This is a genomic window from Vibrio maerlii, assembly GCF_003415655.1.
In the GTDB taxonomy this organism is placed as follows: domain Bacteria; phylum Pseudomonadota; class Gammaproteobacteria; order Enterobacterales; family Vibrionaceae; genus Vibrio; species Vibrio maerlii.
Genome location: NZ_QRHC01000001.1, coordinates 33,860 through 56,807, shown reverse-complemented (window position 1 = coordinate 56,807; position 22,948 = coordinate 33,860). Strand labels below are relative to the sequence as shown.

The window sequence follows — 22,948 nt, the reverse complement described above, 5'->3', positions numbered from 1 at the left end:
GGAAACAGTTATGTTAGATGTTAAAAAATCTACCATTTTGACGGTTGATGATACCGTAACGAATATTGAGGTAGTAAAAGGTGTTCTTTCTGATGAATATTTAGTTCAGGCAGCACTTAGTGGTGAAGTTGCACTAAAGATTGTGTCGAAAAGAAAGCCTGATCTTATCTTGCTTGATGTCATGATGCCTGAAATGGATGGCTATGAGGTGTGCAAACGCCTAAAAGAAAACGAAGAAACTCGCGATATCCCAGTGATTTTTTTAACGGCAAAATCCCAAGAAGAAGATGAGACTAAAGGCCTGTCGCTTGGTGCAGTAGACTACATTACGAAGCCGATCAGTCCGCCCATTCTCAAAGAGCGTGTTAAAAATCACCTTTTGCTGAAGGCTTCTCGAGACTTGCTTGCACAGCAAAATGAAGTGCTTGAAGTGAAAGTCGAAGAGCGAACCAAACAGCTCAGTGAGCTGCAAGATGTTGCAATGGTGGCAATGGGAGCATTAGCGGAGTCTCGTGATGCGGATACTGGTAACCATATCCGCCGTACTCAGCGCTACGTCAAGATCTTAGCCAAAGAGCTGGCTAAGAACGAAAAATTCAGAAGCTATCTAGTGCCAGAAGTCATTACAGCATTGTTTAAATCTGCTCCACTACACGATATTGGCAAGGTTGGGGTTGAAGACAGAATTCTACTTAAACCGGGTAAGTTAACCGAAGAAGAGTTCGAAGAAATGAAACTGCACACTGTCTATGGCCGTGACGCGATTGAAGCCGCAGAAAGCTCGATGGACCTAGCGGATAACTTCTTAGTATTTGCTAAAGAGATTGCCTATTCACATCAAGAGAAATGGGATGGCTCTGGTTACCCTGAAGGCTTAGCTGGCGAAGATATCCCTATTTCAGCGCGCCTAATGGCTGTGGCAGATGTTTATGATGCTTTGATCAGTAAACGTGTCTATAAACCTTCTTTCACTCACGACGACGCTGTACAGATTATTTTAGACGGAAAGGGAACGCATTTTGACCCTGATATGGTTGAAGCGTTCGAACGAGTTGTAGACCAATTCCAAGCCATTGCTGATCAGTATAAAGATTAACGTGTTTTGATGGTAAAAATATAACAGAGGGAAGCCATAGGCTTCCCTCTGTTTATTTCCGTATCTATGTTTCCTGAGTATTGTGAACCCGCTTATTTTTTCACTAAGCCGTAAGGCAGTGAGGTAAAGACCGCAGGGTGATGATCAATCGTTGGCGCTTGATTCACAGTTCTCCAATCAAGCAACATAATCGCAAGTACATTTCGGTGTTCACCATAAGTAAGGTCAAAGTCACCCGTGACTGAAGGGATCATACCTCTTACGGGGTCAATAGCCTTTTGAATCGCTAGACGCGTTTTTTCAACCACAGGATCGTCTGGTAGATCAGCCAGTAGGAAAGCAATACCGATTTCAGCGATAATGTCTTCCTTAGCACGAGCTAAGATCGTATCGATATGTTCACGGAAGTAGTCATAAATCCATTGATAGTCTTCTTGATTCACGTGTTTTTGATAGTACTCTGAGTTTGCAAAGATGATATGCGTCATGCCGTACAACTTGTTGTTGTATTGCTGTGCCGTCAAGGCAGAATCTTTGTCATCAGGGTAGGTTTCTTTGAATGCCTTAATGAAAGGTTCAACGACATCTTGTTCGCCTAACTGCTCAAGCCAGAACGCCTGGTTAGCCAACTGAGCAGCCCATGCTTTAATCATCTCTTGATTGGTCATGTACTTTTCAAAATCATAACGTCTCAGCACCTCACGAAGTTTTTCATCTTTCATGTGCTTGAGGCCGTATTCATTGGCACGAGCCATTGAGCCCAGTAGGTCAACACCTAGATAAATGTATTCTGGGTGGTGCTTGGAGATGTTGTAGCGACGAATGCTACGTTCGTCATCTTGCTCACCATATTTCGCAAGGCGCTTTTCTGAATATAGGATAATCTGCTCTGGAGTATGGACACTGTGTGAGAACCGATTGAGCCGGCTTGCTACTCGCGCCATATCACTCCATACCGCCGCAGAGTATTTGTCATCTTGGGTTTGACGATACATACGCAAACCATAATGGCCCTCTTTAAAAGCCGGTAGCGTGTAAAGTTTGGACTCGTATGTTTGGCGGATAATTGCAGCCGATTGCTCAAAAGATAAATTGTTCTTCTCTTGAACAACAGGGCTTAGGTTGTTATCCGTAGAATTGTTTAACTCGTCCTGAGTATTGGCATATAAATGTTGCGAACCGATGGCGAGCATCGCAAGCAAAAGTGTCGATTTAACAAATTGTGATTGTTTCATAAAAGCTGAATTCCATTCAGAAGAGTCATTACAAATTAGCAGTGACACCTACTCATTATGTGAGCCTACCGTTAAGAGTAGGTGAAGAAACATCCTTCGTCCTATATGAAGATGCATCTGCTATGACTCTTATGTATATCAATTAGCTATTTTTATATGTGGTTTAGGTCAAAGTTAAATTTTGTTTTATAACTATTTAGTTTTAATTGCTCATGACTTGGTCTTAAAGTTCAAAATTTGTTCTAACTTCATCTTTTTGATAACAGCTAGGTTGTCTTGGACAGACGTTACCCCTTGAACAAATCAAGCGTGCATCGGTTTCTAAACCGCGCTCAATCCAGTTTATATTGAGGATTTTCGCTATGGTGACTAAGTCTTTCTTAATTGGTTGGCTGATGGAGGCACTGCCTCCTCCCGTCACACACGCCGCTTGAAGTTCATGGGCGATAGATTGTGAGTCACCGCCTTGAGCATCGATTGCAGGGTTTAGGTCGATGCCTGCACAAAGCACTCGGTTGTTACCAGCAGGGTCTGTCATATTGATCGATTCACAGCAGTAGATGCGCGGTTCATCACCCACGTTGAGAATAGAAATCTGAGCAGAGCTGCCATTTTGAGGCTCTGATAAACGTCTAAACACCGCCCAATGCTGGCAAGGATCGCTGACCTTCCTCATATTTCCCCAGGGTAGAGGAATACCATTTCCTCGATAGACTGCTTTAAGCTTACCTGGTCCATAAGCATCAAAATAGTGCCAGTGTGGATAGGGGGAAACCACAGTCATTCGGCGCATTGCAACGGACGGGGAAACTCCGGCGCGTTTATGAACATCAATCTCATATCCCATGCGATCAAGCAATTGACGATATGGTACTTTAGGGCAGAGCAGTGCACCCGCGAAAAAACTGGATTCAAAGTCTCGCCATGCATGTAAAATATCTTGTGAGTTAAGCTCGGAGGTCGAATGCGTATCGCCGCTCTCTAACCAGCTATTTGGGTTACCTACGGTGAGGACATTTTTCAGAGCATCGCGACTGTGTAAGACACAGTGGCCAATATAAACAGACAGGTCGTACTTTAATCGAGTAGGGTAATCACGCAGAATCTCATTCACATAGATGGTGTTTGGTGGCTCAAAGAAGGAGGTCACTAACTGTTTACCGCTTATCCCTAACTCGTCCACCACATCTTTTGGCGTTCTCTTTACCCATTTAATGTAAAGCCCCATATCTGAAGCAATGTCCATCAGATCTTCGACCGCCATGCCTAGGCGCTTTAACCCGACATCCTCTGCTGCTCGTTCTAAGTCGGGGAAGTGGTTTTGTAGACTCTCTTGATGTGCTCGTATCAGCAAGTGGGCAAACTGCTTTCCGGTGATCCCTGCTTGGGAGAGCATTTCCGGGATAGCAATCTGTAAGATATTGTTTGAAAAAAGAAAGCTAGGTTCAAGTGCCATCCCGCTTATGCCACCACGATTGCCCTTAGTTGGTGTGATATCTTGCTGCTCAGGCTCATCATCAAGAAACCAAGCTGGTTCTTTTTGGAATACCTGTGCTATCACGCTGAGCATCTCAGAGCTGGGAACGCGCTTGCCTCTTTCTATCATGGAAAGATAGGAAACAGATGGCGCAGATTCTCGGTCTACACGCATGCAGCGAGCAGATAAATCTTCCATCGTAAGATGATTTCGTTTTCTCAAATTACGGATTTTTGTACCGAGAAAATGAGATTGTCTGATTAAACTTTTTGACTGCGCCATTTGTAAAATTCACATTGTAAAATTTTTGTTGTGAAATTGTAGTCAATTTTTCGCTAGTCTACATAGTAAGCAAGATCACAAATGCCAATGAAAACTAAACAAGCGTTTGGAATTTTTGCTCTAACACTGAATTAAGGCTCGTGATGAGGGAAAGACTATGAATATGCTGACAATGGATCACACAAAGAATCAAAATGATAAATCTGCATTTATTGCTCAAGCAGTCTTCGCAGTCGAGTCAATCAACGCACAGCAACAAACGGAGAAACAGACGAAAGCAAAGCAAATGCTCGATCAATTGTTTCCGCTTGAGAACGGTTCACACGGTGAAGTAACGAGTTATGAGATCGATTACCGTCACGTACAAGCATACTTTGCTGATGGCACGCACAGCGGTCTAAGGAACCCTGGTCAATTTGTAGCGTACACTGGGCACAAATGCTCACCTGACTCAATTCTATTCCGAGATAAAAGCGGCACTCACATGGACGTGATGTTTGCTCGATGTAAGGGAACAGGAAAACCCAAGCATGTTGAGATTAGCGATATCGAAATGGAAACCTGCACCACTTTTGGTGATATGCAAGGCGCCATGCCTGCAATCAGACACTGGATCAGCCTGGTTCAAGGGGATGAAAAGGGTAAGCCAAGAGCGTGCTCTGGTGATAAGGAGTTTACTGCTAAGAATGGAGAGGACTACCAGCTAGATTGCTGTTACGAAGTAAAGTAAAAGAGAATTCGTAAGAGTGAAAGGTCAGCATTTGCTGGCCTTTCATATTTTTGAAGACCTGTTAAATACTCTCACCGAGGCTAAAGTACGCCAAGACCTCGTTATCGCTGCTGTAGGTTATGTCCATACGAACGTTAATACGTTCCTTTGGTATAATAGCGTAGCGAAGGCCAACACCAACCATAGAGAGTGTTTCCGCTTCGCTAAAACTGCCAATTGGTCCATCAAAAACCTTACCAACTCCTGCGAATCCTACTGTAGAAACCTTATCAAGCCACTCATACCCAGAATTATTGATACGGTATCGATATTCAATCTCTGAGTTGACTAAATGAGCGCCTATATAGTTGCCTACCTCAAATCCTCTTTGAGTCTCTTTTCCTTGACGACCATAAGTTGTTAGCGCACTTTTGGGTGCTGTTTCTTTATCTAACAGGTAGCGACCGACTACTTTCAACGCGACGACATGATTATCTGAGGCATTGAGGCTGTGGAAGTGTCGATAATCTGCTGATATTGAAGAGTATGAAGCATCCTCTTCGTTGCCTAGCCAGCTACTATGGTCTTCGTAAGTGATTTTCCAAGCAAAGCCAGATGATGGGACGTAATAGTGGTCTCTTGTATCCCATAACAGAGACAGCCTTAAACCCAAGTCGGGTTTGAAGTCATTATCGGTAAAATCATTGAGGAAGCGAGTGCTTTCGTAGTTCACTCCCAAACCAGCATAGAGGTTAGGAATGATCTGATTGTAGACATCAGCGATCACATAGTAGGTCTCTTCAGTGATATCTAATTCGCCAGTGATATCTAATACGTCGGTTAACGTGAGGTTTGTGTGCCGAAAGCCAAACTCAGACACGAAACGAAGTTTATCGTTGTTGAGGAGTAGGTCTGTATTCCCAGTGAAGTAATAACTTTCATTTTCTGTATAGGTGAGAGTCGCCGAAATAGTGGAAGCACTTTTGGTATTTTCACCCGCATGGAATGCATAAATAGGGACAACAGAGACACCTGCACTCACGCTTGGGTCGTAAAATGGGATAGCTACAACCTTAAACGTATTATCAGGAATATTATCTGCAGCACGATGTACGGACGTGTTCTGATCATCAGACGCTGATGCTTGGGTTGCGATTAAAGCAGCAAGTAGAAGGGGTCTGAACATGTTGAAACTCTTAATCCGTTAATTACAAATGTGATACGTGATATTCACAATCGCCGTAATATTATCATACGGTATAAGAGAATAAGTAGTCTTATTAGCTTAGAACGATGTACTTATAAACAAAGAGCAGGGTTATTTCGTCGTTTGTGTTCTCTAGATAACGGTCATAGCCTCCCTTAGAGAGGCATCACACGGTTGCGTCCTAGTTGTTTAGCTTCATACAGTAACTTATCCGCGCGACTAAGTAGGGAAGTAAATGTCTCGTTTGGTTGTACTTCGGCTACGCCAAACGAAGCCGTGATCGATGAGACGCTATTTCCGCTTCGTTTGTCTTTGACAATGAGTTTTTCGATCGAACGTCGTGTAGCTTCCGCAAATTGTCGAGAAACGCGCAAACCTTTGTTTGGAATCACCAACGCAAACTCTTCACCACCATATCGGTAAGCGCTAATACCTTCACGACAGTTATTTTGTAAGCGCTTAGCAACAGCACGAATTACCGCATCGCCAAGTAAATGCCCATATTGGTCATTGAGCGACTTAAAGTGGTCGAGGTCTAAAATAACAAGGCTAAACTTTTGCCCAGACTTCATTAGAGCTTCCATGTCGTTGTCAAATGCCCGGCGGTTATAGAGGTTAGAGAGACCATCAAAGAGCGCGTCTTTCTGCACTTCAGCAAGCTGTTGCTTTAATCGATTAATCTCGCTTGTCGCATTGGTCAGCTGATTGTTAAAGAAGCTTGCTGAATTTCTGATCGACTTGGATTCTTTTATCAGATTACGCACCAAGCCCATCACCTCCTCCATTGACAAGCCTTCGTCTTCTACTCGTTCTAGATCAGAGAAGTTTTTGTCGATCATGTTTGAAAACGAAGTACTGTCCGTGAGCGTATCGTTCATTGAACTGGACAGCTCAGTTGCCATGATTTCCAAGCTCTGTTTAAGGTCACTGATGTTCGCTTCTTGGGGACCAGCAACATACTCTTTGTACAAGGCTTGGTTAGCACTTGGAGGGCAAGTACCGTGCTCTTGAACTACCTTATCCATAGAAGTGGTCAAATCGGGATTTGATTGATCCACATAGGTGTACCAGAGAGCATAATTAGACGGAGTAGTGGCAATTTTGTGTTGCATCATCAGTGGCACCACTTTCTTAAGAATCGTTGTTGAGTGTTTTAATTCTTCATTGCTCATTATGTTTTTCGTCTTGCTCATAGGTAATTGATATAGATGCTAATGGATCATATTTTTAAACTCAATGTGATCTTAGAAGTTCTCTTTAACTTGGAAGTGCATTCGCTCTTTAGAATAAGGGTGATCAAACGATAGCGACTCAGCATGTAAGTGGAGACGATTAGCTTTGATTCCATACAGGTCGTCACCAACTATGGCCATATTTAGACCGTGTTGATGTGCGCAATGTACTCTCAATTGGTGTGTTCGACCGGTTCTCGGGTAGAGGTAAACCTTGGACTGACCTTGTGCATTTATTGATAGGCGTTCCCAGTGTGTATCGGCAGGTTTACCATGCTCGAAACAAACCATCTGACGAGGTCGGTCTTCTAAATCACCACGTAATGGAAGCTGAATATCACCTTGTTCATCGGAAAGTGCGCCTGATAGCAATGCAACGTATCGTTTTTCAACATGTCGAGTAATGAATTGTTTTTGCAGACTTTTGTTTGCACGCTTGGTCAAAGCAAACACAAGTAGACCTGATGTAGACATATCGAGTCGGTGTAAAACAAACGGGCCTTCTACATTGGGAAACATCTCTTGTACACGAGTGTATGCAGAGTCTTTGATGAATCGACCAGGTACTGACAAAAATTCTTCTGGCTTGTTGATTACTACGATCGCTTCATCTTGATAAACCACTTCAATATCTTTGCCCTCGGCAGGGTTCTCTAACAATGGGTTATCATCGAGTTCCATACCTGTAAGCATGTGTCCCAGAATGGGTTGGCATTTACTCTGGCAGGATGGGTAGTACTTTTTATGCTGTCGAACCTCAGATTTAGGCGACACTCCCCACCAAAACTCTGCCATGCATATCGGTTTGAGGTTATGGGCAAACGCATACTGGAGTAATTTAGGGGCTGCACATTCCCCTGAACCTGCTGGCGGCACAGGGTTCTTTTCTTGAGCAAAAATATCGTTAAGGGATTGAGTTTTTCCTTCGATATTCAGAAATTGGTACTGCTCGAACAGTTTATGCTGCAGAGCGTTAGACAGTGCGGCACGTTTTGATTGCAATGTTTTTAGCTCTGTTTGCAAAGCTTCAAACTCGGCTCTGATTGTTTGCACTTTGTTAGCCCAATCTAGCTTGAGATACTTGAGTTGGTTTTTTTCTGCAACACTCTGCCTCCCCAATTCATCGACGAGAGCCTGGAAAGCTTCGTCATTTAGCTGGGCATTCGTTTGTTGAACAGCAGCCAGCGAACGCTTTTTCTTTCTTTCCGCACGCGTGATGACCATTGCAGCTTGTAGCTGAGAGATTTCATCAGCTTGTGACTGTTCTGCCTTAATGAGCTGTTGTTTCAACTGTTCAAATTTTGGATTTTGTTTAAGGGCATCAACTTGAGAGTTGATTTCAGTGATAGCCGATAGGTCACTTTTGAAGAAGCCATCGTTAGTCAACATATCAAAGACAGGAGGCACAAAGTGCGGGAGCAGGTTTTGGTCTGCAATCTTTCCTGAAAAGGCCGACAAGAACCCTAACTGACCCTGAGTGTTCTTTACCACCAATACACCGAACATTTTTCCTGTTCCGTTTTCTTCCGTATCTACACTCAGCTCGCCATTAAGGCCGAAGTTGTGCTGCCATTTTGTTTGAGAGGCCAAGTGCTCTTGTAGCTGTTCTGAAGCTAGCACGCTCAAAGGGTGTGGTTGATAGTAGAACGGAAAGGTAAAGCGTTCTGGTAACGTAATGTTAGATATATCGGCTTGGAAGGGTGTAAAGAGTTCTGTCAGGGTTTGCATGGTGAACAGCTGTCAATTTCATTTAGTAAAAATTCTACCATTTATAACAGGGAAGATCGCCCAATCAATTAATTGGGCGATGAGTCATTCTGGGTTATTTTGAGCGAGTTAAGCTCAGGTAGGTTCGAATAGACCCAAATGAAATGATCAAGTAAGCGAGTAGCTCTGTGCCTTCTTCCGCAATGTTTTTCACATCACGCACATAGTGTTCGCTCATCACACCTTTCCAAAAATTACCCATACCAAATAGGCGTGAGTAAACCAAAAGTAGCATCAAGCCAATGATCAATATGTTCATATAAGGTGAACGCAGAATTTCAGCCAGTTGATTGATTGTTCCACGAATGTCCTTTGCGGCATACGCGAGCGCGGCAAACGTGATGGCTAGGGCAGGGTAAACCCATGATCCGTGCGCGATCATATCAAACAAGAAGTCGAGTTCACGGATGAACATAACCAGGAAAAAACTCGCTATAAGAGTCGCAGCATGTTTTGTATCAGAGCGGTGTTTGCTCAGTAAGAAGAAGGCAAAAGCGCTAACAAGAAGTGAGAATTGCTCAAGCGTTTCAGTGATGGATATTTCACCTAGATTGTTCCCTAAAAGTACGTAATCTAGACGTATAGCAGCATTCACTAAAATGCTGATTGCTATGAAGATGAGCGCAGTTTGGCAACGCTTAAGAATGATTTTCGAAGCTGAGTCGGAAAATGAAAATTCATCCATAAATTTTTCTAATCCATAATTTATATTTGTAGAGCTTTTCATTATAGCAGCCTGTAAGTGAATGTGAACCTGGTTGATTATATCTGGTAATGTAAGGTTTCTGTCAGGAAAGTGTCAGCAAATGAACACTGTTCATTTACTGACGCTTAATATTGTTTTTAGTTGGAGTTAAAGGTTTGCATCAACAGCTTGGTTGCTGTCAGCCGTTGACCAGTCCCCACCTAGCGCTTTGTATAAACCCACGGTGACTTGCGCGGTTTGTAGTTTTGCTGCGACTTGTTGGTCTTGCATCACCTTTTGTTGGCGCTGAGCATCTAGCACCGCTAAGTGGTCAACCAACCCTGCTTTATACAAAGATTTCGCTTTGGTGACTGCTTTATCAACGGCAGCCGTTGCTTTATCAATTTTCTGTTGGTTTTGCTTACTGCGACCATAGGTGAACAGCATAGAGTCAACTTCAACAAAGGCAGAATCCACTACATGCTGGTAGCCTAGCGCTGAGGCTTTAAAACGCGCTTCATTCATTTCAACTAAAGCTTCACCTCGACCTCCATCAAATACGTTCCAACTAATGCCTGCAGCTGCTGCCCAACCAAAGGAACCACTGCTGAACAAGTCATCAAAGCTACCTGCGCTGACACCCGGTGTACCGGTCAAGAAGAATTTCGGATAGCGGTTAGCAACGCTGGCTGCAAGCTCTTCATTAATTGCGGCCATTTCGCGCTCTGCAATGCGAATATCTGGTCGACGTTCTAATAAATCAGAAGGAAGACCAACAGGTACCATCGCATCTAGACTTGGTAGGGCTTGACCATTTGCTAAGCGAATATCAATTTTCGTAAGAGGCTCACCTAACAAAACCGCAATGCGTTGTTTGTGAACTTGTTGAGCAATCTCCAGCTGCGGGATGATCGACTCTGTCGCTGCCAACATCGCTTGAGCTTGAGCAAGGTCTAGCTCAGAACCATAACCACTTCTCACTACTTTTTTCACCAGTTCGAGGGTGTGTTTTTGGTCTTCGATATTAGCTTGCGCGATTTCCATACGCTCATAGGCGCCACGATATTGCAGGTAGTTATGAATCAAGTCTGCAGTGATGAGTGTGGTTAACCCTTCACGATAGATTTCAGCTTGTTCCAGACGAATCTTGGCTGCGTTAGATTGGCGGTCAATACGACCGAACAAATCCGCTTCCCATGCGATGGTTGCCCCTAAGAAGCCACCATCGTGTTGTGGTTCAAGTAGTGTCATACCGGTTGCTGGCTGAAGGGCGTCCGATGCAGCGAAAGCAGGACCCAGCAAGGAGTCGTTCTCACTTAGTTGGTAGTTGTAGTAACCACCGCCCACGCTTACGGTTGGCACTTTGAAAGATTCAACCACGCTCTTATAGGAATTGGCCATCTTAATACGCTCGGAAGCCAGTTGCAGAGGGATGTTCTGCTGTTGAACATCCTTAACCAGTTGATTGAGCGTTTCATCTTCAAACTGAGTCCACCAATGGTTTTGAAGCTCTTCTGTCACTGTTACCTCTTGTTGATATAGGTAACTGTCAGACATTGAAACTTCAGGCGCTTTATAGTCAGGGCCGACAGAGCAGCCCGACAGTACGCCAGCAATAAGAAGGCTAATGAGTTTGATTGATGTAGGCTTGGATAGTTGCTTCATTGTCTTAGCCTTTCGTATTTGCTGTTAAGGTTTCTAATTGAACACTTGAATCATCAGTGTTCACGCTCGCTTCTTCGCCTTTATAGAAGAGTTTATAAAGTGCAGGCATCACAAACAGGGAAAGTACTGTTGCGGCTGCTAGACCCCCGATGATCGTCGCGGCCATCTGGTCAAACAGTAAGTCTGTTAACAACGGAATCATACCGAGAGCGGTCGTTAGCGCGCCCATCGAAATTGCCATCGTACGATTGACCGTTGCTTCTTTGATTGCGTCACTAAGAGTGCGACCATTGCGGCGTTCTAGTTCTATTTGATCCATCAACACAATACCGTTTTTGATAATCATGCCCGATAGGGTCACAGCACCAATCAGCGCCATGAAACCAAAAGGTTTATCAAGTAGCAGTAGGCTAAATGTTGCGCCTGTTGCTGCCAGTGGAAGCGTTGTGAAGATAATGACAGGCTGCTTAAAGCCGTTAAACATCGCGACTAGGATAATCACCATCAACAATAGTGCTTTAGGCAGTTGCAGCATGATATCGCTTACCGCTTTATGCTCGTCGTAATATTCGCCGCCCCATTCCATGCTGTAGCCTGGTGGAAGCTCAATCGCTTCAATTTGTTCTTTCACCGCATTTCTCACTGCTGCAGGAGTAGTGTAGCGACCAACACCGGCTTGAGCGGTAATGGTTTTAACGCGATCACGACGCCAAATCATGCTTTCTTCGCTTTGAAGCTCGAACCCGTCAACCACTTGACCAAGAGGAACACTGTTGGCACCGACAATTGAACGCACCGGCAATGTTTCGAGTGAGCTCATGTTGCGCTCTGTTGCGCGAAGTTGAATAGGGATCAGTTCTTCGTTTAGGTTCATACGACCCAGTGGCATGCCATCTGATGCTCGCTTCATAGCAAATGCAACATCTGCACGGTTGATTCCCGCATTGCGCATCTTGTCTTGGTTGATGATCGGAACCAGAATCTTGCTCTCTTGACGCCAGTCATCTCGAACGTATTTTGCGTCAGGGTGTTGAGCGAGAATGGCTTTGGCTTGATTCGCCAATCCATGAAGAACTTCAGCATCAGGGCCTGAGAAACGAGCTTCAACGCTAAATTTATCTGACGTTGCCAATTTCAAAGAACGGAAACGAGGCTCGGCATTCGGAAACTCTTTCGCCAGCCATTGGTCACCACGTGCGATGAGCGGGCTAATAGACGCATAATCGGAGGTGTTGATAAGTATCTGACCGTACGCCGCATCAAGTGGCTCTGGTTCAACGGTTACAGAGAAGCGCGGCACACTAGCGCCCACAGATGACGAGATGCTCTCTACTTCCGGCTGCTCAATTAGCCATTGCTCGATCTTCAACATGTCTTCAGAGGTTTGATTGATCTTCGAACCATTCGGCAGCCAGTAATCTAGGAATACGATAGGGCGGTCTGCTTGAGGAATGAAGTTAACCGCAATATATGGCACAGCCAGTGCTGTTACAGCAATCAGAGGAATCAGTGCACTCAATGCTTTTAGAGGGTTATCGACCGTCCACGAAACGCTTTTACGGTAGAAAGACTCGCCCTGTTTTTCCTCGTTTTTGCTCGGTTTAATGAACATCCAACACATGAGAGCAGTGAAGGTCATGGCAACCAACCAAGAAAACAGCAATGATGATGCGATGATTAGGAACACTGATGCGGAAAACTCTGCCGCATCGGTCTTAGAGAAGATAACCGGGCTCGCACCCATAATAGCGATAATGGTTGCGCCAAGTAGAGGTACAGCTGTCTCTTTCACCGAGTCAATGGCCGCTTGAGTACGTTCAATACCTTTGTTTAGCTTTACAACCATCATATCTGTAATAACGATCGCATTATCAACCAGCATACCCAATGCAAGTATGAATGTTCCGAGAGATACACGGTGCAGATCGATGCTCGCGATGTTCATGTAGATAAGGGTGAGCAGAATAGTCAGTAGTAGGCTTGTACCAACGATGGTCGCGCTCTTAAAGCCCATGAATACCAACAGAACAACAAATACAATCGCAACACTTTCCATTAGGTTACTAACGAAGTTATCGATCGACTTCTGAACTTCTTCTGGCTGGTAAGCAACCGTTGAAATATCCACACCTAGTGGCAGGGTATTTTCAAAATCACTGATGATTTCATTGATTTCACCACCAAGAGATACCACGTTGATGCCGTTAACTGGGCTAACCGCGAGTGTGACAGCTGGAATACCGTTAAAGCGGTTGATTGACATTGCAGGCTCTAGGTATCCCATAGTGACGTCTGCGACATCACCAAGACGTATCAAACCGGTACCGAGTTGGCTCACACCACCTTTGATCACAAGGTTGCGGATGTCTTCAAGTGACTGAAACTCACTTGATTGCTGGATACGAATACGATCAGAACCTGCATCGAAGCTACCTGCATCAAAGGTGAGGTTTTGTGCACGAAGTTGGTTCCATACTTGAGCAACTGAAATGTCGTATTGCGCTAAGCGTTCATCGGGCATTTCAACGTAAACCACACGTGGTTGAACACCGTGAAGCTCGATTTTCTTGATGCCATCAACCGTCTTGATTCGACGCTGTAGCTCTTCTGCATACTCTCGTAGCTCGTTTGGCGAGGCGTCTTTACTGTTGATGGAAAAGAGCATGCCATACACTTCAGAAAACTCATCCTGAACGATGCTGATTTGAGCCGTTGCTGGGAGTAGAGCCTTCATATCGCTGACTTTACGGCGAAGTAAATCCCACTCTTGAGGAAGCTCGGTAGAGTTCATTGATTCTTTCAAATCTACAAATACCATCGACATACCTGGGCGAGATAATGAACGAAGGCGGTTCAGTGAAGCCATCTCTTGAAGCTTGGTTTCAACGGTATCGGTCACTTGTTGTTCGACTTCTTCTGCAGAAGCGCCTGGGTAAAGGGTCACAACAACCGCGGTTTTTACCGTGAAGCTTGGGTCTTCCAACTTACCCAGATCGAAATAGGAATAGAGACCGGCGATGACACTCAGCACGGTAAAGAACAATAAGAATGTTCGCTGACGAATGGCGAATTCAGCTAAATTAAACATGATTGACCTACAGTGCTTTCACTTGGATTGAAGAGATGTTTTGCTGGTGTGCTAGATATGGCGCGCCGCTGACGACCACATAATCACCCTGATTTAGGTTGCCAGTTACGCAAGCGGTGTTTGCATCCAGAGATACGAGCTCTACAGGGATTTGCTGCGCTTGTTTATCTGCAACGGTGAAAACATGCTGAGAGGCTTTGCTGCCAACGAGCGCAGAGTAAGGTAGACAGAACGAATCATTCATTTGACCGATGTGCGTTGATAGCGTAACAGCCTTACCCGGTAAGATTGGTGCATCAGCATCGATAAGTGAGAAGGTTACCGAGTAGGTTTGCTTGATTGGGTGTGGCAGAGGAGCAATCTCTGTCAGGTAAGCTTGTAGTTGCAAGTTTTTGCCATACCAAGAAACTTGTGCTTGCTGCTTATCAGAGAACTGATGAATCAAGTTTTCTGGTACATCAATTTTGACTTCCAAGCTCTCTGGCTTATGTACCGTGAAGCTTGCCACGCCAGGCAATACTTGTTCGTATTGGTCGACATGCTTACGTGCTACTACGCCATCAAACGGGGCGTATAGCTTGGTGTAGCGAATAGAATCTTTTGCTCGTTGGATATTCTGTTCGACAACTTGAACTGCAGATTGAGCACGCTCATAACCGCTGATTGCACGGTCTAGGTTCACGTGTGCGATGGCATCATCATCAATTGCTTGCTGTACTCTTTCCAGTTCGACTTTAGCTAACTTAAAGGCTGATTTTGCTTCTTTTTGTCGCGCTTGAAGTTCTTTTAAGGTGACTTGGTAATCGTGTGGGTCGAGCTCGGCTAAAAGCTGACCTTTTTCAACGTCATCACCCATCTTTACATGGATTTTCTCAATAGTGCCTGGAACGCGAAAGGCTACGCGTGAACTGTCCGTAGACTGGATGGTACCCGTAAAGTGTTTAGTATTTCGATGAGAGCTAGGCAGCAGCTCAACGACTTGGATTGGGCGTTCTACCTTTTTCGGGGCAGTGGCAACAGATTCGCTGCACCCAACCAATGGCAGTAAAGCAACTGCGAGAACTGAGAGAGTAAGTTTTGATGACATGGTTAGCTCCTTAATTTTATAAAGCGCATCTTACAATCGAACGCTGTTCAAATAATCAGGAGCTAGTGGATCATACTGTCATACAAAACGAGACAATAGTAGGTTGTCTACTGATAAAGTCGTGGAATTTCCTGTGCGAGGTAGTCAATCAGTAGTTGTGCTGCGTGGGTCAGTGCCTTTCGTTGAGGGTAGAGAAGCCAAGCCTCATCCATTGGGTAGTCCATATGTTCTAGCAAGGGCACCAACTTACCGCTTTCGATCTCTTCTTGAGTAAGCATTGTAGGAAGAAAGCCGATACCACGCTCACGAAGCACTGCATCTTTCACAAAGCCAATACTGTCACTGACAATTTTCGGATTCACGGTGACATGTTGTTGATCTATCTGCCAATGGTTGTCGACGTCTCCGGTTGGCCAGCGGTAACAAATAAATTTGTGCGAACCAAGATCATCAAGCGTCTCTGGTCTGTTAAATTTCTCAATATAGTTTGGGCTTGCAACTAACACTCGTTGGATGTCGAGTAGCTTCTTTGCAACTAGGTTAGCGTTGTCGAGCTTACCGCCATGAATGGCGATATCGAGGCCTTGTTTATACATCTCAACCATACCGTTGCTGACGTTTCGGATGTCTAGTTCAATGTCGGGGTATTGATCGTGAAAGTGAAACAGAAGTGGTTGAAGAATGTCGCCGGTTTCAGGTAGGAGACCTATCTTTATGTGCCCACTTGGTTTTTCGGAGAGGTTGGCTGCGGCTCGGTTCGCATTGGCTAAAGCGTCCAGTGCTACAAGCAGCTCTTTGTGGTAAAGCTCTCCTGACTTAGTGAGAGAAAGACTACGTGTGGTTCTGAAGAACAACTGTAGATTTAGCGCCTTTTCTAAGTCATTGATGCGTCGGCTGACATTGGCTCGCGGCAGGTCGAGGGCATTGGCGGCTGCGGTAAAGCTGCCTAACTCGACTACAGTGGTAAACAGTTTAAGGTCTTCAACTTTCATTAGTGATACTGATTGCATTCATTTTTCGTGACTATATCAGCGAAGCTATCGAACACCAATGATTTATTAATTTGAGACTAGTGCCTGGTAGATTACAAATTGCAAAGCCGAGCACGTGCTCGGCTGTGTATTTACAGGTTTATATTATTGTATTTATGGACGTTCCCCAGCTTTCAATCGCTGCTCGATGTCTGCAATCACACCGGGTAGATCTGCGATTGTATCGATGAGGTAGTGAGGTGCAGATTTGATCAGTTTCTCACGCGCTTTTTCACGTGCAGCATCTAATGTCTCTGCATCTGCCGATTGGAATTCTTCAAAGGTCAATCCAGCTTCGTTACCAGAAAGTAATAAGCCCACCGTCCACATACCTGCGTTATGGCCTTCTTCAATACCCGGTGCTGAGTCATCCACTTTCACACACGCGTTTACATCCGTAATGCCTAGTTCAATAACGTTCTTCAACGCCATGAATGGAGCAGGGCGGCCGCCTTGAGGCATATCGTCTGACGCCACAACGTAATCAGGTTTGTAGCCGTAGTCTGCCGCGACAGGGATGAGTACGTCCATTACTTCACGAGGATAGCCAGAGCAAGAGCCAACTTTAACGCCTTTCTCTTTTAGGTTATCGACTACCTCGACTGCATTAAGAATGGGTGCAGCATGATCGGCGACTTTCGCTTTTTGCAATGGCATAAACGCAGCGTAGATTCGGTCTACGTCTTCTGAGCTCATTGGGTTACCAAACTGCTCTATCCAACGCTTGTCCACGGAAGGAATACGACCGACAGCTTGAATATGATCCCATTTCGCAATACCCATTGGCTCGCGTGCTTCTGCAAGGCTGATATCAAAATCAAAACCTTGGCGAAACGCTTCGACAAAAATACTGGTCGGTGCAAAAGAACCAAAGTCGACAATCGTGCCTGCCCAGTCAAAAATTACAGCTTGAATCGGTGAGTTGTTCATGGTGTTTCCCTATAAACCTGAGTGGAGTTTGTGGTTTGCATTGGCAATGGCTTCTTCAAATATCGCCAATGCTTCAGTCAGTTGTTCACGAGTGATAATGAGTGGTGGACTTAATTGAATGACGTTGCCTTGTGAAACCTTAAAGCTCAGCCCGTTGTTCAAGCATTCGTATAGAACGGCTTCGGCTTCGTCATAGGCTCGCTGTTTTGTGTCTCTGTCCGTGACCAGCTCTACCCCCCAAAGCAGTCCTATACCTCTTACATCGCCGATCAGTGGGTATTTATCTTTCATCTCTAGGAGTTTTTGTTGAACATAAAGACCATCTGCTTTGGTTTTATCGAGCAGGTTTTCTTGTTCAATGGCCTCCATGGTGGCAAGCGCTGCAGCACAGCCAATAGGGCTCTTTTCGTGGGTGTAGTGCCCCATAGAGATCTGCTCTGCTGTGTTGTACTTGTCTTTGGTGACCATCGCTGCAATCGGCACCAAGCCGCCACCAAAGCCTTTGCCAATACAGAGCATGTCTGGTTCGATATCGTAAGCCTGGTAAGTAAACCATTCGCCACTTCGACCCATACCGTTAGGGATGTCATCAATGATCAGCATGACATTGTGTTTGTCGCAGATTTCGCGGACACGCTTCCAGTAGGCTTTGCTTGGCACTTGAACGTCGGTGTTGCGCACGGCTTCAGCAATGAAAGCACCCACACCGCCTTCTTTCTCGATCACATACTCAAGATAGTCGGCATAATGAACGTCGCAGCCGTCTGGTGAAGGGAATGCGCCTCGATAAGAGACCGCTGGTGGAATACGTTCAACGCCTGCCATCAGTGGTCCCATCCCTTGACGAAAACACGCTTCACCACCCACAGAAATAGCGTCTAATGAAGCGCCGTGAAATGAGTCCCACAGCGAAACGACCTTAGAATTACCGGTTACGTGTCTAGCGAGCTTTAGTGCCATACCAACAGCGGACGTTCCGCCTGGTGCGAATAGAACTCGGTTGAGGTCGCCACCACATATTTGCGTCAGTTTTTCCGCACATTTGACCGCGGTCTCGTTAGTAAAGCGACGTGGAGAAAACGGTAGCGTTGCGATTTGTTCGCTCACTCGATTCAATACATGCGGATGACCATAGCCAAGTTGATGGACGTTGTTGCCGTGGAAATCCATGTACTTCTTACCCGTGGTATCTTGAATATAGATACCCTCTGCAGCGGTTAACGAGTCTAAACAAGGTGAAGACATCGCTTGATGAAGAAAGATATTAGCGTCACGTTGTAACAAACTCTGCGTTGCTTCATCATTGATAGATTCGTTCCACGCCTCACGGGCTGGAGTGGTATTGATGTCACCTTCGCTACGAAAATGAGTATGGTTGATCGATTGTTCCATGATTAAACCACCGTCTCTGCTTGTTTCCAGTACATAGATTTTTCAATCGCAGCAATTAAACGCTCAATATCGTTTGGGTAAACCTCACCAATGTTGCCAATACGGAAGCAATCGGCATTCGAAACCTTACCCGGATAAATCACGAAACCTTGCTCTTTTAAGCGGTCATAAAATGCTTTGAAGTCATACTCAGACTCGATTGGAGAATAGAACGACGTTATAATCGGTGAGTGCAGTGTTTCATCTAGAAGAGGTTTGAAGCCAAGTTCCTTCATCCCCGTTACCAAGGTTTTCTGGTTGGTTTGATAGCGTAGGTGACGAGCTTCAACCCCACCTTCTTCTTCAAGCTCAATCAATGCTTGGAAAAATGCGCGTACCGTGTGAGTGGGAGAGGTGAAACGCCACTTACCATGGTTGTTTTCCATACACTGCCATTGGTCGTAAAGGTCAAGGCTTAGCGAACGGGCTTGGCCTTTACATTCCACTAACTTATCTTCTTTAGCGATGACAAACCCAAAGCCAGGAACACCTTGGATACACTTATTGGCAGAGCTAATCATAAAGTCGATACCCAACTCGCCAATATCCATTGGAATGCCGCCAAAACTCGACATGGCATCAAGAATGACCGTTTTACCGTAAGATTTTGCTAGCTTAGAGAATGACTCGATAGGGTTGAGCATGCCTGTGGTAGTTTCACAGTGCACAATGGCGACATGAGAAATCTCTGGGTCGACGGTAAGTGCCACTTCTACTTCGTCAAGGCTAGGCTGGGAGGTTTCACCAGGTGCAATAATATGGCAAGGGATATCAAGGTACTGAGCAATTTGAGCGATACGTGCACCATAGGCACCGTTATCGATAATAAGGAGCTTTCCGTGTTTGCCCATAGCAGTTCCAATTGTTGCTTCGACACTAGCGGTGCCACTGCCTTGCATCAAAACTGATGTGTACCCTTTGTGTTTTGTCGCCAATTGAACCAGTTTGGTTCGAATAACCTCTACAACCTCTTTGTTGTAGTCATCATCCCATGTACACCAATCCTTGAGCATTGCCTGTCGCACAGTTTCAGAAGTAGAAAGAGGACCTGGGGTGAGTAAAAGATATTCGTTTTTCATCTTATAGCCTAGTAATGTTAAATTGGTATACACCAGAGTTGTAATCACAATAGCAAGGCTTAATTTGTCGCGTAAAGCCCCCAAAACCGATCTTCACAAAACTTTAATATCGACTCTGCTTATCGATAGATGAACTAAATATGAGTAAAACCTATTCTTTAAACTGCCACTTTTCATTCATTTTTTCGTCACACAGACTATTTAGGGTGTATTGCATCAACTGGTACAGACCAATGGAATGTTTTCTCTTGGTTTACAAAATACAACAAGTCTTAATTGGAGAAGATGATGAAAAACCGTTTGATGAAAGGATCGCTAGCTGCACTTGTTTCTTTGCTGGCAACAAATGCAATGGCTGCTCAAGAAGTGACGGTTTATACCGCGTTTGAAACGGATATCCTGGCTAAATACAAGTCAGCATTTGAAAAAGAGAACCCAGATGTAACGATTCGTTGGGTACGTGATTCAACAGGTATCATGACAGCGAAACTTTTGGCTGAGAAAAATAACCCACAAGCAGAAGTTGTGTGGGGCCTTGCGGGCTCTTCAATGGCTCTTCTAAAGAACGAAGGTATCCTGACTTCTTACACACCAAATGGTGTTGATGACCTTCGTGTGAGCCTAAACGACCCAGAAGGTGAGCAAGCTTGGTTTGGTAACGATGCGTTCTTTAACGCTATCTGTTTCAACGAAATCGTTGCTGAGCAGCTAGACCTACCAATGCCTAAGAGCTGGGAAGACCTAACGAACCCTGTGTACAAAGGTCACATCTCCATGCCAAACCCAGCATCTTCGGGTACAGGTTACATGCAGGTATCAGCTTGGTTGCAAAATATGGGCGAAAACCAAGCTTGGAACTACATGAAAAAGCTAGATAACAACATCGCTCACTACACACACTCAGGCTCTAAGCCATGTGTTGAAGCGGGTATGGGTGAAGTCGCTATCGGTATTTCTATGGCAAGCCGAGGCGCGCGTCTAAAAACACAAGGTGCCCCTCTAGCGGTGATCACGCCTGCAGGTATCGGTTGGGAATCTGAAGCTGTAGGTCTAGTGAAAGAGTCTGATGCAGCGAAGCGTGTTGTTGATTGGTCTATTTCAAAAGCGGCGAATGAGCTTTACGTAGAAATGTACCCAGTTGTTGGTCATAAAGAAGTAGAAGCAACAGTTACACACTTCCCAGATGTTGAAAGCAACATGGCGGAGATGGACTTTGCTCGCATGGGCAACGAGCGTGCTGATGTTTTAGCAAAATGGTCTGAAAAATTCGATGCGAAATCAGAGCCAAAGTCTTAATTAACGATTATTAATTAGCGATTGTTTATTAGAGCAATAATTAATCAAATAGCAAAGGAAGACTTCGGTCTTCCTTTATTGATCTTAATGGTGCAGTAAGTGAAACAACATTATTCATATTGGTTTAAACAAGCGTTAGAGCAGGAGTTTGGCTCTGAAGAGGCCGTTATTCGTACTCGATTAACAAAGGATGAAGAGTTTGACATCGCGATTGTTGGCGGTGGTTATACGGGGTTATGGACCGCGATTTTAATAAAACAACAGCAACCTGGTAAACATGTTGTAGTACTAGAGAAAGGGTTGTGCGGTATTGGAGCGTCTGGCTCTAATGGCGGTTGCATGCTGACGTGGTCAACCAAGTATCCAACGCTAAAAAAACTTTACGGTGAAGAGCAAGCTAAGTGGCTAGTTCAGGAATCAGAAAACGCAATTTACGAAATTGAGGATTTTTGCAAAACGCATGGAATTGACGCGCATCTCTATCGTAGAGGGACTTATTACACATCAACCAATGAAGCTCAAAAAGGTGGGATGGAGTCTGTTGTTAATGAGCTCTCACGTTTGGGTATTAACAGTTGGCGCAAATGCGACAAGGATTTAAAGCAAAAAGCAGGCTCTGAGCGACATATTGAAGGTTATTATTCTGAAGCAGCAGGCAGTGTGCAACCCGCGCTGTTAGTTCGTGGCCTGCGGCGCGTTGCGCTAGAGTTGGGAATCAAGATTTACGAAGATAGTCCAATGCAGAAACTCGAATATGGTCAGCCAGCAAAGGTTGTGACAGATAAAGCGACTGTTTCTGCTAAGCAGGTGGTGCTGGCACTAAATGCATGGATGTTAGATCATTTCAAAGAGTTCAAGCGCAGCATTGTTGTTGTGTCGTCGGATATGGTAGTCACAGATCCTATTCCTGAAACGCTAAATCAACATGGGCCAGAAAAAGGTGCCACGGTCGTTGATTCTCGAATCTTTGTCCACTACTACCGAGATACACGAGATGGACGACTGATGCTCGGTAAGGGCGGCAACAAGTTCTCTTTTGCCAACCAAGTCGACACCATGTTTAATCAGCCGACCTCTTACTTGCCCCTGTTGAACCGCTCTTTTCAAAAACTGTTTCCACAGTTAGAGCAAAACAGCTTTGCTTATAATTGGTCTGGGGGCTCTGATCGCTCTGTCACTGGTTTGCCGTTTTTTGGAAACCTAAAGGGGCAAAGCAACATCTTCTATGGGTTAGGATACTCGGGTAATGGTGTCGCTCAAACTCGGATGGGCGGTAAAATCCTTTCATCAATGGTGCTGGGGTTAGATAACCAATGGACGCGATGTGGAATGACGAAAGGTTCACTTGGTCATTTTCCACCAGAGCCGTTTCGATGGCTTGGTGCCATGATGATGCGTGACGCAGTAAGGCGGAAGGAAAATGCGGAAGATGAGAACCTCAAACCATTTTGGCTCGATAAACAATTGGCGAAGCTTGCGGGCCCTGCAGGTAAAGCGGATAAAGTGAACGGATAAGCCTTCATTAAGCTGCTCTTCAAGGGCAGCTTTCGTCTTTATGCAATACAACTGTCATTCACCTAATATAAATTTGTCACTCAATTGAAATGTTGAAAGCTTAGATTTGGTATATACCATCTTTGAGGTGCTAGAA

Annotated in this window: 17 protein-coding genes; 4 read left to right on the top strand and 13 right to left on the bottom strand. The window is 44.9% G+C overall.

The features are described from left to right. Window positions 1-10: 10 nt before the first annotated feature. Entirely contained in the window at window positions 11-1,096 is a 1,086-nt protein-coding gene (locus tag DPF91_RS00240; RefSeq protein ID WP_117232430.1) for a response regulator, read from the top strand. Between the two features lie 92 nt (window positions 1,097-1,188). Here the strand turns inward: DPF91_RS00240 and DPF91_RS00235 are convergent, their stop codons facing one another. Both DPF91_RS00235 and DPF91_RS00230 read right to left on the bottom strand, forming a co-directional pair. Beyond that, window positions 1,189-2,331: a DUF3541 domain-containing protein gene (locus DPF91_RS00235; RefSeq protein WP_241033723.1), complete on the bottom strand. Its 1,143-nt coding sequence runs from the start codon at window positions 2,329-2,331 to the stop codon at window positions 1,189-1,191. A 223-nt stretch (window positions 2,332-2,554) separates the two neighbouring features. Beyond that, window positions 2,555-4,090 (bottom strand): DUF3612 domain-containing protein, encoded by a 1,536-nt coding sequence (locus DPF91_RS00230; RefSeq protein ID WP_117232429.1) that lies wholly within the window; start codon window positions 4,088-4,090, stop codon window positions 2,555-2,557. A gap of 157 nt (window positions 4,091-4,247) precedes the next feature. Between DPF91_RS00230 and DPF91_RS00225 the strand changes: the two genes are divergently transcribed. Beyond that, a complete protein-coding gene (locus DPF91_RS00225) occupies window positions 4,248-4,820 on the top strand; it encodes an aldolase/citrate lyase/malate synthase family protein (RefSeq protein WP_117232428.1) in 573 nt (190 codons plus the stop codon). Window positions 4,821-4,881: 61 nt separating this feature from the next. On the opposite strand, the gene DPF91_RS00220 is transcribed toward DPF91_RS00225, so the two are convergent. From DPF91_RS00220 to phnW, 11 genes are all read right to left on the bottom strand, one after another. Then, a complete protein-coding gene (locus tag DPF91_RS00220) occupies window positions 4,882-5,985 on the bottom strand; it encodes a BamA/TamA family outer membrane protein (RefSeq protein WP_117232427.1) in 1,104 nt (367 codons plus the stop codon). Between the two features lie 176 nt (window positions 5,986-6,161). Next, entirely contained in the window at window positions 6,162-7,178 is a 1,017-nt protein-coding gene (locus tag DPF91_RS00215) for a GGDEF domain-containing protein (protein WP_117232426.1), read from the bottom strand. Between the two features lie 72 nt (window positions 7,179-7,250). Beyond that, entirely contained in the window at window positions 7,251-8,966 is a 1,716-nt protein-coding gene (locus DPF91_RS00210; protein ID WP_117232425.1) for an RluA family pseudouridine synthase, read from the bottom strand. 94 nt (window positions 8,967-9,060) lie between these two features. Further along, the gene (locus DPF91_RS00205) at window positions 9,061-9,732 is read right to left on the bottom strand and encodes a hypothetical protein (RefSeq protein WP_117232424.1); all 672 of its coding nucleotides are present in this window, start codon (window positions 9,730-9,732) and stop codon (window positions 9,061-9,063) included. Between the two features lie 126 nt (window positions 9,733-9,858). Continuing rightward, window positions 9,859-11,355, bottom strand: a complete 1,497-nt coding sequence (locus DPF91_RS00200) for an efflux transporter outer membrane subunit (protein ID WP_117232423.1) — start codon at window positions 11,353-11,355, stop codon at window positions 9,859-9,861. A 4-nt stretch (window positions 11,356-11,359) separates the two neighbouring features. Beyond that, window positions 11,360-14,443 carry an efflux RND transporter permease subunit gene (locus DPF91_RS00195; RefSeq protein ID WP_117232422.1) on the bottom strand — a complete coding sequence of 1,028 codons (3,084 nt, stop codon included), beginning with the start codon at window positions 14,441-14,443 and terminating at the stop codon, window positions 11,360-11,362. Window positions 14,444-14,450: 7 nt separating this feature from the next. After that, the gene (locus tag DPF91_RS00190; RefSeq protein ID WP_117232421.1) at window positions 14,451-15,530 is read right to left on the bottom strand and encodes an efflux RND transporter periplasmic adaptor subunit; all 1,080 of its coding nucleotides are present in this window, start codon (window positions 15,528-15,530) and stop codon (window positions 14,451-14,453) included. Window positions 15,531-15,637: 107 nt separating this feature from the next. Further along, the gene (locus tag DPF91_RS00185) at window positions 15,638-16,522 is read right to left on the bottom strand and encodes a LysR family transcriptional regulator (protein WP_117232549.1); all 885 of its coding nucleotides are present in this window, start codon (window positions 16,520-16,522) and stop codon (window positions 15,638-15,640) included. Window positions 16,523-16,675: 153 nt separating this feature from the next. After that, entirely contained in the window at window positions 16,676-17,491 is an 816-nt protein-coding gene (phnX, locus tag DPF91_RS00180; RefSeq protein ID WP_117232420.1) for a phosphonoacetaldehyde hydrolase, read from the bottom strand. A 9-nt stretch (window positions 17,492-17,500) separates the two neighbouring features. Next, window positions 17,501-18,883 (bottom strand): aspartate aminotransferase family protein, encoded by a 1,383-nt coding sequence (locus tag DPF91_RS00175; RefSeq protein WP_117232419.1) that lies wholly within the window; start codon window positions 18,881-18,883, stop codon window positions 17,501-17,503. Between the two features lie 2 nt (window positions 18,884-18,885). Further along, a complete protein-coding gene (gene phnW / locus DPF91_RS00170) occupies window positions 18,886-20,001 on the bottom strand; it encodes a 2-aminoethylphosphonate--pyruvate transaminase (RefSeq protein ID WP_117232418.1) in 1,116 nt (371 codons plus the stop codon). 285 nt (window positions 20,002-20,286) lie between these two features. Between phnW and DPF91_RS00165 the strand changes: the two genes are divergently transcribed. Next, window positions 20,287-21,297: a putative 2-aminoethylphosphonate ABC transporter substrate-binding protein gene (locus tag DPF91_RS00165; protein ID WP_117232417.1), complete on the top strand. Its 1,011-nt coding sequence runs from the start codon at window positions 20,287-20,289 to the stop codon at window positions 21,295-21,297. A 99-nt stretch (window positions 21,298-21,396) separates the two neighbouring features. After that, window positions 21,397-22,812 (top strand): FAD-dependent oxidoreductase, encoded by a 1,416-nt coding sequence (locus DPF91_RS00160; protein WP_117232416.1) that lies wholly within the window; start codon window positions 21,397-21,399, stop codon window positions 22,810-22,812. The last annotated feature ends 136 nt before the right edge of the window (window positions 22,813-22,948 follow it).

Coding starts and splice junctions, on each gene's coding strand:
- DPF91_RS00240 (WP_117232430.1), top strand. CDS start 11: ATGTTAGATGTTAAAAAATCTACCATTTTGACGGTTGATGATACCGTA.
- DPF91_RS00235 (WP_241033723.1), bottom strand. CDS start 2,331: ATGAAACAATCACAATTTGTTAAATCGACACTTTTGCTTGCGATGCTC.
- DPF91_RS00230 (WP_117232429.1), bottom strand. CDS start 4,090: ATGGCGCAGTCAAAAAGTTTAATCAGACAATCTCATTTTCTCGGTACA.
- DPF91_RS00225 (WP_117232428.1), top strand. CDS start 4,248: ATGAATATGCTGACAATGGATCACACAAAGAATCAAAATGATAAATCT.
- DPF91_RS00220 (WP_117232427.1), bottom strand. CDS start 5,985: ATGTTCAGACCCCTTCTACTTGCTGCTTTAATCGCAACCCAAGCATCA.
- DPF91_RS00215 (WP_117232426.1), bottom strand. CDS start 7,178: ATGAGCAATGAAGAATTAAAACACTCAACAACGATTCTTAAGAAAGTG.
- DPF91_RS00210 (WP_117232425.1), bottom strand. CDS start 8,966: ATGCAAACCCTGACAGAACTCTTTACACCCTTCCAAGCCGATATATCT.
- DPF91_RS00205 (WP_117232424.1), bottom strand. CDS start 9,732: ATGAAAAGCTCTACAAATATAAATTATGGATTAGAAAAATTTATGGAT.
- DPF91_RS00200 (WP_117232423.1), bottom strand. CDS start 11,355: ATGAAGCAACTATCCAAGCCTACATCAATCAAACTCATTAGCCTTCTT.
- DPF91_RS00195 (WP_117232422.1), bottom strand. CDS start 14,443: ATGTTTAATTTAGCTGAATTCGCCATTCGTCAGCGAACATTCTTATTG.
- DPF91_RS00190 (WP_117232421.1), bottom strand. CDS start 15,530: ATGTCATCAAAACTTACTCTCTCAGTTCTCGCAGTTGCTTTACTGCCA.
- DPF91_RS00185 (WP_117232549.1), bottom strand. CDS start 16,522: ATGAAAGTTGAAGACCTTAAACTGTTTACCACTGTAGTCGAGTTAGGC.
- phnX (WP_117232420.1), bottom strand. CDS start 17,491: ATGAACAACTCACCGATTCAAGCTGTAATTTTTGACTGGGCAGGCACG.
- DPF91_RS00175 (WP_117232419.1), bottom strand. CDS start 18,883: ATGGAACAATCGATCAACCATACTCATTTTCGTAGCGAAGGTGACATC.
- phnW (WP_117232418.1), bottom strand. CDS start 20,001: ATGAAAAACGAATATCTTTTACTCACCCCAGGTCCTCTTTCTACTTCT.
- DPF91_RS00165 (WP_117232417.1), top strand. CDS start 20,287: ATGATGAAAAACCGTTTGATGAAAGGATCGCTAGCTGCACTTGTTTCT.